23 protein-coding genes are annotated in these 13,836 nt (G+C 33.3%); 18 read left to right on the top strand and 5 right to left on the bottom strand.

The features are described 5' to 3' along the window. Window positions 1-5: 5 nt before the first annotated feature. The 10 genes from ACJ004_RS05590 (at window position 6) to ACJ004_RS05545 (ending at window position 6,623) form a co-directional block, all read left to right on the top strand. Window positions 6-935 carry a major capsid protein gene (locus ACJ004_RS05590; RefSeq protein WP_410891669.1) on the top strand — a complete coding sequence of 310 codons (930 nt, stop codon included), beginning with the start codon at window positions 6-8 and terminating at the stop codon, window positions 933-935. A 60-nt stretch (window positions 936-995) separates the two neighbouring features. Then, entirely contained in the window at window positions 996-1,199 is a 204-nt protein-coding gene (locus tag ACJ004_RS05585; protein WP_410891667.1) for a hypothetical protein, read from the top strand. Window positions 1,200-1,201: 2 nt separating this feature from the next. Continuing rightward, entirely contained in the window at window positions 1,202-1,522 is a 321-nt protein-coding gene (locus ACJ004_RS05580) for a phage head-tail connector protein (protein ID WP_410891666.1), read from the top strand. Then, window positions 1,519-1,836: a hypothetical protein gene (locus ACJ004_RS05575; protein WP_410891664.1), complete on the top strand. Its 318-nt coding sequence runs from the start codon at window positions 1,519-1,521 to the stop codon at window positions 1,834-1,836. The genes ACJ004_RS05580 and ACJ004_RS05575 overlap by 4 nt, the downstream gene beginning before the upstream one ends. Continuing rightward, entirely contained in the window at window positions 1,836-2,240 is a 405-nt protein-coding gene (locus ACJ004_RS05570) for an HK97-gp10 family putative phage morphogenesis protein (RefSeq protein ID WP_410891663.1), read from the top strand. Before ACJ004_RS05575 ends, ACJ004_RS05570 begins: the two co-directional genes overlap by 1 nt. Beyond that, window positions 2,237-2,623: a hypothetical protein gene (locus ACJ004_RS05565; protein WP_410891661.1), complete on the top strand. Its 387-nt coding sequence runs from the start codon at window positions 2,237-2,239 to the stop codon at window positions 2,621-2,623. Before ACJ004_RS05570 ends, ACJ004_RS05565 begins: the two co-directional genes overlap by 4 nt. A gap of 17 nt (window positions 2,624-2,640) precedes the next feature. Further along, complete coding sequence (locus ACJ004_RS05560) at window positions 2,641-3,453, top strand: IPT/TIG domain-containing protein (RefSeq protein ID WP_410891660.1); 813 nt, start codon at window positions 2,641-2,643, stop codon at window positions 3,451-3,453. 67 nt (window positions 3,454-3,520) lie between these two features. Beyond that, window positions 3,521-3,865, top strand: a complete 345-nt coding sequence (locus tag ACJ004_RS05555; protein ID WP_410891659.1) for a hypothetical protein — start codon at window positions 3,521-3,523, stop codon at window positions 3,863-3,865. 17 nt (window positions 3,866-3,882) lie between these two features. Beyond that, window positions 3,883-4,137, top strand: coding sequence for a hypothetical protein (locus ACJ004_RS05550; RefSeq protein WP_410891658.1), 255 nt, complete (start codon window positions 3,883-3,885; stop codon window positions 4,135-4,137). Continuing rightward, on the top strand, window positions 4,137-6,623 hold the full coding sequence (locus ACJ004_RS05545; RefSeq protein WP_410891657.1) for a phage tail tape measure protein: 2,487 nt from the start codon (window positions 4,137-4,139) through the stop codon (window positions 6,621-6,623). The genes ACJ004_RS05550 and ACJ004_RS05545 overlap by 1 nt, the downstream gene beginning before the upstream one ends. 51 nt (window positions 6,624-6,674) lie before the next feature. Here the strand turns inward: ACJ004_RS05545 and ACJ004_RS05540 are convergent, their stop codons facing one another. The 5 genes from ACJ004_RS05540 to ACJ004_RS05520 form a co-directional block, all read right to left on the bottom strand. After that, the gene (locus ACJ004_RS05540) at window positions 6,675-6,827 is read right to left on the bottom strand and encodes a hypothetical protein (RefSeq protein ID WP_410891656.1); all 153 of its coding nucleotides are present in this window, start codon (window positions 6,825-6,827) and stop codon (window positions 6,675-6,677) included. Between the two features lie 20 nt (window positions 6,828-6,847). Further along, window positions 6,848-7,201, bottom strand: coding sequence for a DUF898 family protein (locus ACJ004_RS05535; RefSeq protein WP_410891655.1), 354 nt, complete (start codon window positions 7,199-7,201; stop codon window positions 6,848-6,850). A gap of 124 nt (window positions 7,202-7,325) precedes the next feature. Next, window positions 7,326-7,583 (bottom strand): hypothetical protein, encoded by a 258-nt coding sequence (locus tag ACJ004_RS05530; protein WP_410891654.1) that lies wholly within the window; start codon window positions 7,581-7,583, stop codon window positions 7,326-7,328. Beyond that, window positions 7,567-7,725: a hypothetical protein gene (locus ACJ004_RS05525; RefSeq protein ID WP_410891652.1), complete on the bottom strand. Its 159-nt coding sequence runs from the start codon at window positions 7,723-7,725 to the stop codon at window positions 7,567-7,569. The genes ACJ004_RS05530 and ACJ004_RS05525 overlap by 17 nt, the downstream gene beginning before the upstream one ends. Beyond that, the gene (locus ACJ004_RS05520; protein WP_410891651.1) at window positions 7,706-7,912 is read right to left on the bottom strand and encodes a helix-turn-helix transcriptional regulator; all 207 of its coding nucleotides are present in this window, start codon (window positions 7,910-7,912) and stop codon (window positions 7,706-7,708) included. Before ACJ004_RS05520 ends, ACJ004_RS05525 begins: the two co-directional genes overlap by 20 nt. A 278-nt stretch (window positions 7,913-8,190) precedes the next feature. Here ACJ004_RS05520 and ACJ004_RS05515 point away from each other — a divergent pair, with 278 nt between their 5' ends. The 8 genes from ACJ004_RS05515 to ACJ004_RS05480 all read left to right on the top strand — a co-directional run bounded on the left by ACJ004_RS05515 (window position 8,191) and on the right by ACJ004_RS05480 (window position 13,790). Beyond that, window positions 8,191-9,534, top strand: a complete 1,344-nt coding sequence (locus ACJ004_RS05515; protein ID WP_410891649.1) for an FtsK/SpoIIIE domain-containing protein — start codon at window positions 8,191-8,193, stop codon at window positions 9,532-9,534. Further along, window positions 9,470-10,063: a replication-relaxation family protein gene (locus ACJ004_RS05510; protein WP_410891647.1), complete on the top strand. Its 594-nt coding sequence runs from the start codon at window positions 9,470-9,472 to the stop codon at window positions 10,061-10,063. Before ACJ004_RS05515 ends, ACJ004_RS05510 begins: the two co-directional genes overlap by 65 nt. A 12-nt stretch (window positions 10,064-10,075) precedes the next feature. Then, the gene (locus ACJ004_RS05505; RefSeq protein ID WP_410891645.1) at window positions 10,076-10,561 is read left to right on the top strand and encodes a hypothetical protein; all 486 of its coding nucleotides are present in this window, start codon (window positions 10,076-10,078) and stop codon (window positions 10,559-10,561) included. A 554-nt stretch (window positions 10,562-11,115) separates the two neighbouring features. Then, the gene (locus ACJ004_RS05500; protein WP_410891644.1) at window positions 11,116-11,808 is read left to right on the top strand and encodes a hypothetical protein; all 693 of its coding nucleotides are present in this window, start codon (window positions 11,116-11,118) and stop codon (window positions 11,806-11,808) included. A 49-nt stretch (window positions 11,809-11,857) separates the two neighbouring features. After that, the gene (locus ACJ004_RS05495; RefSeq protein ID WP_410891642.1) at window positions 11,858-12,124 is read left to right on the top strand and encodes a hypothetical protein; all 267 of its coding nucleotides are present in this window, start codon (window positions 11,858-11,860) and stop codon (window positions 12,122-12,124) included. Window positions 12,125-12,288: 164 nt separating this feature from the next. Then, the gene (locus ACJ004_RS05490) at window positions 12,289-12,564 is read left to right on the top strand and encodes a hypothetical protein (protein WP_410891641.1); all 276 of its coding nucleotides are present in this window, start codon (window positions 12,289-12,291) and stop codon (window positions 12,562-12,564) included. A gap of 98 nt (window positions 12,565-12,662) precedes the next feature. Beyond that, the gene (locus ACJ004_RS05485) at window positions 12,663-13,487 is read left to right on the top strand and encodes an ATP-dependent DNA ligase (protein ID WP_410891639.1); all 825 of its coding nucleotides are present in this window, start codon (window positions 12,663-12,665) and stop codon (window positions 13,485-13,487) included. 123 nt (window positions 13,488-13,610) lie between these two features. Next, a complete protein-coding gene (locus tag ACJ004_RS05480) occupies window positions 13,611-13,790 on the top strand; it encodes a hypothetical protein (protein WP_410891638.1) in 180 nt (59 codons plus the stop codon). Window positions 13,791-13,836 lie beyond the last annotated feature (46 nt).

Here is a 13,836-nt window from a genome sequence, read left to right as displayed (position 1 = left end):
AAATTATGGCTATTACATTATTAGAATCTGCAAAATTATCTCAAAATCAATTGAAAAAAGGTGTTTCTGAAACTTTTGTATTAAACGCTCCTGTTCTTCAAATGTTACCGTTTATGGATATTCAAGGAAATGCTTATACATATAACGAAGAGGCTACACTTCCTGGGGTGGAATTCCGGGCTGTTAACAATTCTTATTCTGAAAGCACAGGTACAGTAAATCCTAAAACAGAATCATTAGTAATTCTTGGTGGAGATGCTGATACTGACAAATTTATTGCCCAAACACGTAGTAATATCAATGATCAAAGAGCAATTCAAACTGCTTTAAAATCAAAGGCATTAGCTTTTAAATTCCAAGATACTTTCTTCAATGGTGATACTGCTGTTGATGCAAACTCTTTTGATGGTTTGAAAAAGCGTTTAACTGGTGGTCAGGTAATTACTGGGGATACAAATGGATTAGATATTGACGCTAATGTAACTAACATGAATTTATTCATGGAAGCACTTGATTCTCTAATTTATCAAGTTGCTGGTAAATCAGATGCTTTATTCATGGATTCTAAGACACTGTTAAAGGTTAAATCAATTGCTCGCCAATTAAACTATTTTGATAAAACTGTGGATGCTTTCGGTCGTTCTGTATTCGCTTATGATGGAGTACCATTCTTTGATGCAGGTGTAAATGCAGCAGGACAAAAGGTTATTGGTCACACAGAAACTCAAGGGACAGCCACTAATACGACTTCAATCTATGCAGTAAAATTTGGTGCAGATGAGTATGTATCAGGTTTAACTAATGGCGGAGTACAAGTCTATGACCTTGGTGAACTTGAATCTAAACCTGCTTACCGTACTCGTATTGAATTCTACAATGGAATCGGCATCTTCAATGGTAAAGCAGCGGCTCGTTTAAAAGGTTTAATTGTTTAATAAATAACTGGACTTAGGAGGGTGATTAGTCACTCTCCTATTTCTTATCGAGGTGATTGAATGTATAAAATTAAAACTCCAAATCCTCATTATAGTGGTAAAACTTCTGGTGTGGAATTTGAAAATGGTTATGGACAGACGGACAATGAGGAAATAAAAAATATCCTTGTTAATGATTTTGGTTATAAATTGTTAAAACAAGAAGAACATAAGAAGGAACAATCTAAAAAGGGTAAACAGTCACCAAAAAAAGAAGGTGAATAATTATGGATATTGTTGATCAAGAGGATATTATCGAAAAAGCAAGGTTAGTTCTTGATATTCCTTTAGATGTTGATTACGATAGTCTACTTGAATATTATTTTCAGAATGCTGTCGATTTTATCAGTGATTATTGTAATCTTACAGAAGTTCCAACAACATTATTTTCTGTACTAACTCAAATGATTGTCTTTCAATATAGGCAAAAGGGTGTTGAAAATATTCAATCTGAGGGAAAAGGAAGTTTAAGTGAGTCTTACTTACCTGAATATCCATCAAATATCATGAATCGGCTTAGTAGACATGCACAGGTGAAATTCCTATGAGATTGACTAAAACCCTTTACATAATTGAAAAAGTCAAAAGTGAAACTTCTAATGGGGTAGATGAATTTGACAGACCGATTTATAATGATATTCCAACAAAAACACCTTTTTTTGGTGAAGTAGAGCCTTATTCCACTAGATTAGCTGAACAACGGTATGGTGTAATGGTTGAAGTTACTAACCGTGTATTTTGCTTTCCTAATGAAAAGATTAAGGTTAAATCATTGATTGAATACAATGGTCTTAATTTTGAAGTAACAGAATTTACTGCATACGACAATCATTATGAAGTCTTGATAAAGAAGGTGAAATAATGAGTCGGTTTCAGGATGCTATCGAGGATATGAAGCGAAAAAGAAAAGAAACCTTAGATGAGATTGCTATATTTGTAGAGGCAGAAGCTAAACAACGTGCCCCCGTTGATACTGGTGATCTTAGACGAAGGATTACTCATATCACACAACATAGTGATGATGAGAGTCGTGCCAAAATAGGGACTAACTTGGAATATGCTCCTTCAGTTGAGGAAGGTTCAAATCCTCATAAGATTAAGCGTAACGATGATAAACCCTTAAAAATAAAAATTGATGGTAAATGGGTAACAGTTGATGAGGTTAATCACCCCGGAACGAAGGCTCAACCATTTTTACGTCCAGCAATTGACGAAAATGTAGGAGAAATTCAAGAAAGGATAAAAAGGGGGACTGGAGTAAGTTGATTAAATCAATACTTAAATATTTATTAGCTGACCAAGACTTATTAAGTCTAATTGGTTATAACGATAAAAATAAACGTATTAACCCCTATGAAGCTTTCAATAATGAAGATTATCCGAACATAGTCTATGAGGTTTCTCCATTTCTTGCAAGTGAGGGGACTACTCAATATCGTTGTGACATTCGAGTGACAACTCAAGATGTATTATTGTTGGAGTCTATATCGAATAGGCTTCTTTTTTTATTCCACAAGAAAAAAACAGGTGTAAAAGTCAATGAAACAACCATCTATACATCAAGACATGCTGGTGGAAGTGGAATTGTTTTTTATCCTGATTACAAAGTTTTCGAACAAACGTTAACTTTTAATATTAAAGCTAATTAGAAAGGGTGTTATTAACAATGACAATAGCAGAAGATACATATTTGTTGGGGAGTGGAGATTTATATATTGGAGTAGTTTCCCCAACTGCAACAGCAGACGAAATTAATGCGGCTCTTAAAAATGTAGGAGCGATTAGTGGGGGTGCTTCCCTTACTTATAAACCGTCTTTTACTGAGATTAAATCAGCGAATAGAGGGACAATCGCAAGTTTTAAATCTGATGAGGAAGTTTCTTTTAAGTCTGGTATTTTAACTTGGGATTTACAAAATGTTGAAAAATTAAGTGCAGCTTACTATTCTGAGGATAATACAGCAGGTACTAGACGAGTTGGAGTAGGGGGAATGAAAAATATTCCTATTAACTACCTTCGATTTGTACATACCAAGCCAGATGGAAAGAAATTAACAGTGAATGTATTTAAAGCACAAGCACAATCAGGTTTTGAATTAACATTCGACAAAGAAAAAGAAACTGTAATTGATGCAGAATTTAAAGCACTTGCTGTAACAACTAAGAGCGATGGTAACTTGGTTGAAATTATTGAAGAGGTAACTGCACCACCAGCACCAGTATTGTTAACTATGACTCCTACAACTCTAGCAGCAGCTTCACAACCAACTTTAATTACGGTTACAGGCTCAGGATTTACTAAGGATAGTGTTGTATTCGTTGACCAAATTGCTGGTGGAGATATTGACCTGCAAACTATTTACGATAGTTCTACTCAATTGAAGGCAGTAATTCAAGGTCTATCAACAGGTACTAAGATTATTCAAGTCAGAAATGGTGCGTCTGTATCCACAGCAACCAAAACGCTTACAATTTCTTAATTAATGTAAAAGGGGAGGATATTTTCCTTCCTTTTTTTTCGCACAAAAATTATAGAGGTGAAAATAAATGGCTGAAATTATTGATTTAGATTTATTAGTATCGGAAGCAATTCCGTTTAAAATTGGTGGAGAAATTTATGAAATTCCAACTTCTCTAACAACTGAAACAGTTATTAATTTAATGCATACTGAACAGCAGATTAAGAAAACAAAGGACATTGAGAAAATTTTAGAACTTCAAGATAAAATGGTTCTTATTTTGTTTTCACAATTAAATGAAGTTGATGAAAAATGGGTAGGCAAATTAAGTCAAACTCAAAAAAGTGCAATTATCCAGCATTATAAAAACCGTATGAGTGAGATTAATTCAAACCCAAACTCTCAATCCCTTCCCTCCCAACAACAGGAATAGCACAGGGGAAGGGGAACATGGGAAACGAAGAAGTTCGTATTATGCCGAACATTACATATTTGAATAGGAAAACAGGAATGGGATATGAGCAATTAATGAAGTTGCAATATCCTATTTTTTTGGCTCTGTTAAGAGAAAATTACATTTTGGATTTAAAAGAAACTCCTGAAGGTCGTGCTTATCTAGAACAAATTGAACGGTTAAAAGTAACCACTCCTGACTTTAGTAAACTAAGTCAAATAAGCGGTTATCAAAAGGCAGGTGGTAATTAATGAGTACAGGTGCATTTGATCTAGGTTCATATGGTGCTGAGATAGTCTTAAATACTTCTCAATTTGAATCTTCTATGCAAAATGCTGAGCAACAAATGACTAACAATGAAACAAAAACAAAAGGTTGGGCAGGGAGTATTGGAACCATTGCAGTAGGTGCGGTTGCTGGTCTAGGTTTAGCGGTAGCAGGAGCAGCCGTTGCAGGTGTAAAAATGGCAGATGACTTAAATAAAGCCTTAAATGGTCTACAAGCTTCCACTGGTTCTACTGATGAGGAAATGAAAGGCATGGAACAAAGCCTTAAAAATATATACAATAATAATTTTGGTGATTCCTTTGAAGATATTGCTAATTCAATGGCAACGGTAAAGCAAAATACAGGTTTAACTGGTGCTGAATTAGAAAAAACAACTCAAAATGCTCTAATGCTTCGAGATACATTTGAACTAGATGTTACAGAATCTACAAATGCAGCTAATTCAATGATGAAGCAATTTGGTATTAGTTCAGATGAAGCATTTAACTTGATTGCTCAAGGGGCACAAAATGGTGCTAATAAGAATGGGGATTTAATTGACTCACTCAATGAATACGCACCACAATTTAAAGCTATGGGCTTTTCTGCTGATGAATTTACAAATGTCCTAATTGACGGTGCCAAGAATGGTGCTTTCAGTATTGATAAAGTCGGAGATGCAATGAAGGAATTTAATATTCGTTCAAAGGATATGTCCGCAACTTCAATGGATGCTTTTAAATCATTAGGATTAAATGGGGAAGAAATGAGTAAAAGTTTCGCAAAAGGTGGAGAGAGTGCTCAGAAATCCTTTAGTCAAGTAATGACTTCATTAAATAGTATCAAAGACCCTGTTGAAAAGAATCGAATTGGAGTTGAATTATTCGGTACACAATTTGAGGATTTGGAAGCGAAGGGGATTGCATCATTAGCGAATATTGGCACTACTGCTTCGTTATCAAAAGATGCTTTGGGTGAAATTAATAAGGTTAAATATAATTCTTTAGGTGAAGCATTTGAGGGAATTAAAAGAAATCTCCTTACTGGTTTACTTGAACCTATGCAAAAGAATGTTCTTCCTGTTCTTTCCGAATTTGCGAATTGGTTTATAGCTCATTTACCTCAAATACAAGCTACTATGTCTACTGTTTTCAGTGCCATTGGAAGTGTAATTGGTGGTTTTATTGACATTGTTAAGTCAATCATTGGGGCTTTTCAGGAAACAGAATCATCAACAGGTACATCTTTTGGCAAGGTAAAGGAAACTATCTCCACTATTCTTGAAACGATAAAAGGTATAATTACAGATGTCATGGGTGCTATTCAGGTGATCTGGCAAAAATACGGTGATGTTATTATGAGTTTTACACAAACGATTTGGGCAAGTATCTCACAAGTTATTTCTGGGGTTTTAGAAGTTATCCGTGGAGTAGTTAATACTGTTTTAGGTTTACTTACAGGGGATTGGGATAAAGCGTGGAATGGTATCAAGCAAATATTTAGCGGTGTCTGGGATGCGTTAAATGGTTTAGTTCAGACCTATATGAATGCCATGAATGCGGTAATTAATACAGTTTTAACAGCCATTTCAAATGTTTTCAAAACTATCTGGACTGGTATTAAGGATGCTGTCGTGAGTATTGCTCAATCTATTTGGGATAGTGTTACGGCTAAATTCAACTCAATGAAAGAAAGTCTTTCGACAACAGTAAATAATATAAAATCCAGTATCAGTACGATTTTTACTGATATGAAAACTTCAGTGGTGGATATAGCACAAAATATATGGAATGATGTCAAGGGAAAATTCAATTCTTTGAAGGAAAGTATCTCTTCAATTATTGGATCAATTAAGACAAAGGCTTCTGAAATATTCACTGATATGAAATCAGGTCTTGTTGGTATTGCTCACAATATTTGGGAAGAAGTAAAGGGAAAGATTACATCATTAAAAGAATCAGCTGCAACAATATTTGATGGGATTAGAAGTAAAGCTGTTGAAATTTTTAATAAAGTGAAGTCTGCTATTACCGATCCTGTAGAGAATGCAAAAGAAACTGTTTTGGGTATTGTAGAAAAAATAAAAAATGCCTTTAATTTTACTTGGAAATTACCAGATTTAAAACTTCCTCATGTCTCTGTGAGTATGAAAAAGAATGATTATGGAATTCCATATCCTGATTTTGATGTTAGTTGGTATGCAAATGGAGGTTTCTTTGACAGACCTGAATTGGCTGTTTTAGGTGATGGAGGTAAGGAAGCAGCTGTCCCTTTAATTGGTCGAAGGATGGATCCTTTTGCTGACGCTGTTTTTAACCGATTAGATAAACAAATGAGAATGAATTCAAATCAAGCTAACTCAACTCAAAATATCCAAAATTATCATTTTAACAATCTCACAATTAAAACTGAAAATGCTTCAACTTTCCTTCCTGATTTACGACGTATTGTCAGTACAAGGAAACCTTAACTGATATTTTTAATGACACAAACAAAAAAGCCTTCCTGTTTGGAGGGCTTATTATTTAAACAATTTACCTAGTAATCTTCCAGTAATCTTACCTACAACTCTTCGCTCGATTCTTTTTCCAACTTTTCCTCTTTTTACTGCATTAGTATCCCCTAGAATTTTAGCAATTGAATAAAGAATACTTCTTATTTTTCCAATTGTCATATTTACCTCTCCTTTGGAAATTAATCAGCAAAAACAGTATGTTTAACCTTCCATTTTTCCATAGCAATGAATAACCAAAAAGAATAAATTCCCAATGTAATAATGGTTAGGACCCACCACTTTATCCAATTCCCAAATAACCCCATTGCTGAACCTGTAAAATTCAATCTTCTACCATTAATAACTGTATGTCTTGTTTTCCATCCTAAAATCATTGTGATTGACCAAGGATAACATATTCCAAATGTACAAACTGTTACTAACAAGCCCAATAATGACCATCCAATATATTGAAGTAATCCACCATCGAAATAAGACTTTCCTTCTGTTTGTGCTGCATAAGTTTGGTTGACATTTACAGTTAACTCACTCACTTAATTTCCCCCTATTTTTTCTAGTATAGTAGAATTATACCAGAACTACGTATTGAAAAATGGAAAAGTTTCAAAATATCCCAAAAAAATAAACCCTTCTCATCATTGAGTTGGGCTTTTTTGTTTAAAAAGGTAACTGATCTACGTCTGATTGCCTACTTCTGTTTAATTCCTCTTCTAATTCAATTACGTTAGCGGTAATATCTTGATCTCCAAACGCTATTACTTTCTCCAATTCAGCTTGGTAAGACATATCCTTCTTAATTTGTTTCCAAAACTCCAGTGCAATTTGTTCTGACTTTTTTCCTCTAAGAGGGAACGACCCTGATTGCATTGCTCTAGTTGAGTTTGATTTGTAATGTATCTCAATCACTACATTCATTTTTCATATCCTCATAATACTTCTTCATAATTTTATGCTGCTCAGTCATCATATCGTAAAAATGAATTATCATCTGTATATCTTCAGGAGTCTGTCCATTTTCTTCAAATTCCTCAATTAAATTAATCCACTTTTCGTTCATAAAGATCATCCACCTTACAGTTCAACAGCTCAGCTAAATCAAACAATTCTGGTGCTGAAGGAAAACTTTTTCCTGTACACCAGTTCGAAATTGTATTAGCTGTTTTTTTATATCTCTGTCTTAAATCTTCCCTGGAATACTCTGATTTATCTATTAGCCACCCAATATTACTTTTTAATTTCTTCATTTTATCACCTAATTAATATTTCCCCATTCTTTTTAAAAATCCTTTCATAATCAGATTTGTAGTTATCAAAATTTATTTTGGATAGAAAGGAATAATGGACATTCCATCGCCCATACCATGTATTAAACCAGATGAAATTCCACCTCAACATACTTCCAAGGTATATTCCAGATGTTGAAATATCAATAGTTTCGACACTATTTTCACTGTTCCAGATTGATGCAACTAATTACTCTGTAATTATCAAAGAGGTGGCGTTGAAAGAAGGAGGAGTAAGTATGATATTTGAAGTAGCTTCAACAATTTTAATGGCAGCAATTTCTTTGAAAGCTTATCAATCGAAAAGTGGGGCAGGGAATGATTCAAAAAAAATCAACAGGATTTTCGCTCTCAGTGGATTAAATGTTAAAGACGGAAATCAAACATTAACTGCTCAACAACTAAAAAAGAAAAATTATGATTGGGGCGTTGAGTATCGATATCGAATCCCATTGGGTAGAAGTTTTGAGGATTATCTTGCTAAACAAAAAACCATTGAGTCAGGGATCAACACTCGACAAGTTAAACTTCAAATTAAAGACCTCAAATCATTGAAATTAGACCGAAATATCATTAGTAATATAAAAACACTCTATACAAAAAAACTCACTGATAATAAAGAAATAGAGATGATATATGACGGATTATTGAAGATTAGAGTGTATAATCAACCGTTGCCCACGGAGGTGAAATTTCAAGAGGGGAAAGGCTGGAAGGTGGTTTTCGGAGCGACTAGGGATAGAAATAAATTGATATTACATGACTTTGAAAAAATCCCTCACATTTGCTTTGGTGGTGCTACAAGATACGGCAAATCTAACATGATAAATTGTATTATTACTTCTTTACTTAGGCAGCAACCTGACAATGTGAAACTACATTTAGTTGATCTTAAAGGTGGGGTTGAACTATGTGACTATGAAAATATTAAGCAGACCGTTTCAATAGCATATGAGCCTGAAGAAGCACTTGAAACATTAGAAAATGCCTATAACCTTATGAGAATGAAACAAGAAATCCTTAAAAAAGCAAGGAAGAAGAAGGTAGAGGATACAGGAATTACGGAACGTCATTTTGTAATTATTGATGAAGTAGGGGAATTGAATCCTGATGAAGCAGTTGATAAGAAAGATATTAAGGATAAAGATGGAAATTTCATTCATAAGAGCGAAAAAACGATCAAATTAGAATGCCAAAAATATATGAGCCAAATCGCACGTTTGGGAGCTGGATTAGGCTTTAGATTGATACTAGCAACCCAATACGGAACTGGAGACATTATCCCACGTCAATGTAAGCAAAATAGCGATGCTAAACTTTGTTTTCGTGTTCAGTCTGGTGTTGCATCTAGGGTTGTTTTAGATAGTGAAGGTGCAGAATCATTACCTAAAATAAAAGGTAGAGCAATTTATCAGATGGCAGATGAACGTGTTATTGTCCAAACACCACTAATCACATCTGAAGATATTGAAGAAACCATTTCACAATTTATTATTCAAAAAAAGGAGGTTGTCAACGTTGAAACCCCTAAACAAACGACAAGAACAGATTCTTTTGTCGCTAAAGAAACTAGACTATCTTGACCGAGATCAATTAAACAGAATCCACAGGCTAGGCACAATCCGCAATACTAACCGTATCCTCAAACAATTATCCCTCTATCTATCTAGTTATCGTGAAGATTATTCAACTATTTATTATCTCAATAAAGAAGGCAGAGAATATGTTACTTCTGAAAAAATCCGTAAGAAAACAAACTTTGTTAACCATGTATTAATGAGAAATCAATTTTATATATATGCAGGATTTCCGAGTGAGTGGAAAAATGAAATGGAATTAAATGACGGTGAATACAAGGTTATCTGTGATGCTTGGTTCAATTCCAATGGAAAATATCACATCCTAGAAGTCGATTATCAACAAACGATGAAAGAAAACAGAATTAAAATTGAAAAGTACAGAGGGCTTTATAAAAACAAAGGTATGGAAAATAAATTAGGTTATGTCCCACCTTTAATTTGGGTTACTACAACAGAATTACGAAAAAAGAAACTAACAGAGTTATGCAAAGGATTACCTTATGGGATTTTCACAATTAACGACATCAAATAAGGAGTGATTCTAATGAGAAAAGCAAAGGCAATCAAATTTGGTGAATTTATGAATGGTGAATATAAGGTAAAACAAAAAGAAAAGAAACAAAGAATGATCCGTAAAACTACAAAAATAGCAACAGCAGCAATTTTACCATTAGTCACTTGTGGTTCAGTAGGAACAATAGGATTTGCAATGACAGCGTTAGCTGCTACAACTTCAACCAATGCGTTGACTGTAACTGCTCCAGTGGCTGTAACTGTTGGTGCAAAGGAATGGATGTCACAAGCAACTCTTAGTACATTAGCACACGTACTTGATCCAGTTGTTGATATACTAGTTGCTCTTTCTTTCCCTATAGCTTCAGTTATCATTGTGGGTTCATGTTTCCAATTTATGTTCGATAGAGCAGATAGGGGTTGGCAAATGATTCAAAACGCTGGTTTAGGTTACGTCTTAATTCAGGTATCTCCTCTTATCTTAGACGTTTTAAAGCAAGTAGGTAACGCTGTCTAAAATGAGGGTTTATATAAAACTACATCTTAGGAGGCTACAATAATGGGAATTAAGATTAAAATTGACGGAAGAAAGTACGCACAATGTAATCAATGTGGAGTTTATCACAAGATGTCAAAGGGGAAGAAAAACAAAAAGCAAGTTGTGTGTACAAGGAAATAGTTTCAGGGGTAGAAATTCCTCTTTTTCTAATTGATTTATATTAATTTAATAAAAAGCCTTGTGTATTACTGCATAAGACTTTTATATTATTCTTATAAGAAATTTTTACCTATTAAGCCAAATATTAAAAAGGAGTGGGTTAAATGAGTAATGATAAAAAGAAGCCATTTTTAACTACTGATTATTCACAATTAGAAGAGATAGAGAAGAAACAATAAAGTTGTGAACATGGGGTTTATGAAGTTATTGATAAAGATAGTTTTAATGGTACGTATAGGACAGTAAATATTGTTGATTTTTGTTGTGTAGAATGTGGAAAAATCTTCACAAAAGAAATTAAGAATAAAAAGAAATAACGCGTAAATGCAATCATTTATTAGGAGTGGATGAAAGTGAATTTAAAATTAGCCACCAGGGTAGATGTCGCTTGGGTTTGGTATGAAAGTCCAGATTATCGTCTTAAACCTACACTTCGTCCTGAATCCGTCGGTAAATTTATGACCTTTGGAGAAGGTGATATTTCTAGTGATTTACAACAATTGATATTAAATGCGATTAAACATGATATCACACCTGTAGTTAAACATACAAATATTGAATCGGAATTTAAAAATTTTCATGCAAAAGATAATAATTCATGGGTTATATGTTGGTATTCTAATGATGATATAAATAGCTTGAAATTACTTGCCAAATATTTAGTTGATAATAACTTAGTTCAAAGAACTAAGGCTGGTAAACTTTATAATATTTCATTTAAATATGATAACCAAACTCGAAATGCTGAGTACGGTGATTTGTTTACAGCAAAGATCACACTAAGTGATTTTTTGGATTTATATACAGGTGAATTATTTCAACAAAAAGAAGTAACACACAATAAAAGAACTATGGAAAAATGGACGAGAAAAAAATATCAACTCAGTGAGCATTTTATCAATTTTGTGATTAAGGGGAAAGAATTTGATATTGACGCTTTTAATACAAGAGAAGAATTTGATCAATACAAAGAAGAATTGGAAGATTATAAGAAAAATCCAGATTCTGAAAGATTTAAGGATATTTTTAAATATCTAAAAGAGTAATCATACATTAGTCCTGATTTAAAAATTTAGTTTTAAAGGGGGACAGAATATGGAGAAAATAAAACTCTCAAAAACATGTAGGACATGTGAATCTAATTTTAATGGTAAATGTGCCGATGAAGGTGAATTAGGTAAGTATGGTTCATTGATTGATGATTTCAATAAAGAAAGATCATGTTGGAGTATAGGTATGGAATATTATTCTGATTTGATGGATTTACTACCCAAGAATGAAAGAGAATACTTTACTAGACAGGCGATAACTCCAGATGATTTAATAAAAAGGTTACTGAAAATGAACTTAATAAAAAATTGAGTTTATTAGGAAATAACACCAATTTCAGCAGGTTCTTTCGTTTATGGAATGGGCTAGTTAATGCAAAGAGTGGCAAAAATGTCACTCTTTTTTCATAATTATTTCCATTTTATTATCTTCCAATAGTATATGCTTAACTTGTGTCGAAAATTGGGAGGTGCTTTGTGGCAAGTAAATTTATTACACTGGACAGGGCAAAAAGTGAAATTAAGAGACTGCAATACTATGTTAATCTAGTTGAAACCTACGAACCAATTAACTTAGAACAAGAAATCATCAAAGAATATGCCAAAACAAGTAGTATTCCTGAAGTATCGAAAAGATTAAACGTTAGTTATGAAAAGGTAGTAGAGGTAATTAGCAGCAGAGGGAAAGAAGATGAACTTCATAAAATTATGAGATCATGGTATATGCACAAAACAAAAAATCAAAGGAAATAATATTGCGTGGGGTGGCTTAATTGGTCGCTCTTTTTTACATTTAATTTCCATTAAGTATAGGATAAATACCATGTTAAAATTAACATGAGGTGGTTTGTATGTTTGTTTCACCAATGTTATTACACAAAGCAACCGATCCTTTTGATGATGATAACTATATAACTGAATTAAAACTAGATGGATTCCGTACCATTTGGACTAAGTTTGATAATAAAGTAAAAATATATACTAGACACAAGAATGAAATTACATCTAAGTTTCCTGAATTGGTTAATCTTCCTTTACCAGATGGGGTAGTTTTAGATGGTGAAATTATTGTAACGGATGTTCAAGGGAAACCTGACTTTGAGGCAGTTATGGAACGTTTTATGAGTAGGAAATCCGAGCACCAAATATCATTCACTGTATTTGATATTCTTTATTACGATGGAGAAAAGATTACTAATTTACCATTAATTGAACGTAAGGCTCTACTTGAGGAAATCATACCTGAAGATACTCCATTGTTTAATAAAGTCCAGTGGCTAGAGGGTAATGGTGTACAATACTTTGAGTTAATTAAGCAGCATGGACTTGAAGGAATTGTACAGAAAAAGTTTGACGCTAAATATCAAATCAACAAGCGTTCTCATGACTGGTTAAAGGTTATTAATTATCATTATGAAGATGTTTATATATCTGGATTAAGGAAAGATGAATTTGGACTTCTGCTAAACTTTGATAACGGTAAGTATGCAGGATTAATGGAATTCATGCCTATACAGAATCGTAAAGAGTTCTATAAGCAATATAAAGATTATATTGTAGAAGAGAATGATAAGTTCATTTATCTTGATCCAAAATTGAAGGCAAAGGTGAAATATCGTAACCTTACAAAAAAGGGACTACTTAGAATCCCTTCGTTTATAGAATGGACTAATTAATCAAAGAGTGGCTGAAATGGTCGCTCTTTTTTTGTTCTAATATCAACTTAATTATTATTAACAGAAAATTTTGATATTAATTTTTGGTTTGTGTATAATCATTTAAGAATTGGAGGTGTGGAGATGAAGTCAACAAAGATAAACAGATATGCTGATGTGAAAATCAGCGTCATTAGTATAAATAATGGGGTTGATTGTACTACCTCATTAAGAGAATTATATAAAATTATTTTAGGAAAGGGGATTATTGATGAAAATTACGGATACACAGTATTAGAATTAAATGAAGATGGGAAACGGTAAAAACAATGGCCAAAAAACAAACTATTGAAGATAATATCGTCTATTC

It is taken from the genome of Neobacillus sp. 204, assembly GCF_046562815.1.
Classification (GTDB): Bacteria; Bacillota; Bacilli; order Bacillales; family Cytobacillaceae; genus Neobacillus.
The sequence above is the reverse complement of the archived record's forward strand: the minus strand, read 5'-3'. Positions and strand labels throughout refer to the sequence as shown.

What these genes read in the sequence shown, in the direction of transcription:
- ACJ004_RS05590 (WP_410891669.1), top strand. Translation starts at nt 6, where the DNA reads ATGGCTATTACATTATTAGAATCTGCAAAATTATCTCAAAATCAATTG.
- ACJ004_RS05585 (WP_410891667.1), top strand. Translation starts at nt 996, where the DNA reads ATGTATAAAATTAAAACTCCAAATCCTCATTATAGTGGTAAAACTTCT.
- ACJ004_RS05580 (WP_410891666.1), top strand. Translation starts at nt 1,202, where the DNA reads ATGGATATTGTTGATCAAGAGGATATTATCGAAAAAGCAAGGTTAGTT.
- ACJ004_RS05575 (WP_410891664.1), top strand. Translation starts at nt 1,519, where the DNA reads ATGAGATTGACTAAAACCCTTTACATAATTGAAAAAGTCAAAAGTGAA.
- ACJ004_RS05570 (WP_410891663.1), top strand. Translation starts at nt 1,836, where the DNA reads ATGAGTCGGTTTCAGGATGCTATCGAGGATATGAAGCGAAAAAGAAAA.
- ACJ004_RS05560 (WP_410891660.1), top strand. Translation starts at nt 2,641, where the DNA reads ATGACAATAGCAGAAGATACATATTTGTTGGGGAGTGGAGATTTATAT.
- ACJ004_RS05555 (WP_410891659.1), top strand. Translation starts at nt 3,521, where the DNA reads ATGGCTGAAATTATTGATTTAGATTTATTAGTATCGGAAGCAATTCCG.
- ACJ004_RS05550 (WP_410891658.1), top strand. Translation starts at nt 3,883, where the DNA reads ATGGGAAACGAAGAAGTTCGTATTATGCCGAACATTACATATTTGAAT.
- ACJ004_RS05545 (WP_410891657.1), top strand. Translation starts at nt 4,137, where the DNA reads ATGAGTACAGGTGCATTTGATCTAGGTTCATATGGTGCTGAGATAGTC.
- ACJ004_RS05540 (WP_410891656.1), bottom strand. Translation starts at nt 6,827, where the DNA reads ATGACAATTGGAAAAATAAGAAGTATTCTTTATTCAATTGCTAAAATT.
- ACJ004_RS05530 (WP_410891654.1), bottom strand. Translation starts at nt 7,583, where the DNA reads ATGAATGTAGTGATTGAGATACATTACAAATCAAACTCAACTAGAGCA.
- ACJ004_RS05525 (WP_410891652.1), bottom strand. Translation starts at nt 7,725, where the DNA reads ATGAACGAAAAGTGGATTAATTTAATTGAGGAATTTGAAGAAAATGGA.
- ACJ004_RS05520 (WP_410891651.1), bottom strand. Translation starts at nt 7,912, where the DNA reads ATGAAGAAATTAAAAAGTAATATTGGGTGGCTAATAGATAAATCAGAG.
- ACJ004_RS05515 (WP_410891649.1), top strand. Translation starts at nt 8,191, where the DNA reads ATGATATTTGAAGTAGCTTCAACAATTTTAATGGCAGCAATTTCTTTG.
- ACJ004_RS05505 (WP_410891645.1), top strand. Translation starts at nt 10,076, where the DNA reads ATGAGAAAAGCAAAGGCAATCAAATTTGGTGAATTTATGAATGGTGAA.
- ACJ004_RS05495 (WP_410891642.1), top strand. Translation starts at nt 11,858, where the DNA reads ATGGAGAAAATAAAACTCTCAAAAACATGTAGGACATGTGAATCTAAT.
- ACJ004_RS05485 (WP_410891639.1), top strand. Translation starts at nt 12,663, where the DNA reads ATGTTTGTTTCACCAATGTTATTACACAAAGCAACCGATCCTTTTGAT.
- ACJ004_RS05480 (WP_410891638.1), top strand. Translation starts at nt 13,611, where the DNA reads ATGAAGTCAACAAAGATAAACAGATATGCTGATGTGAAAATCAGCGTC.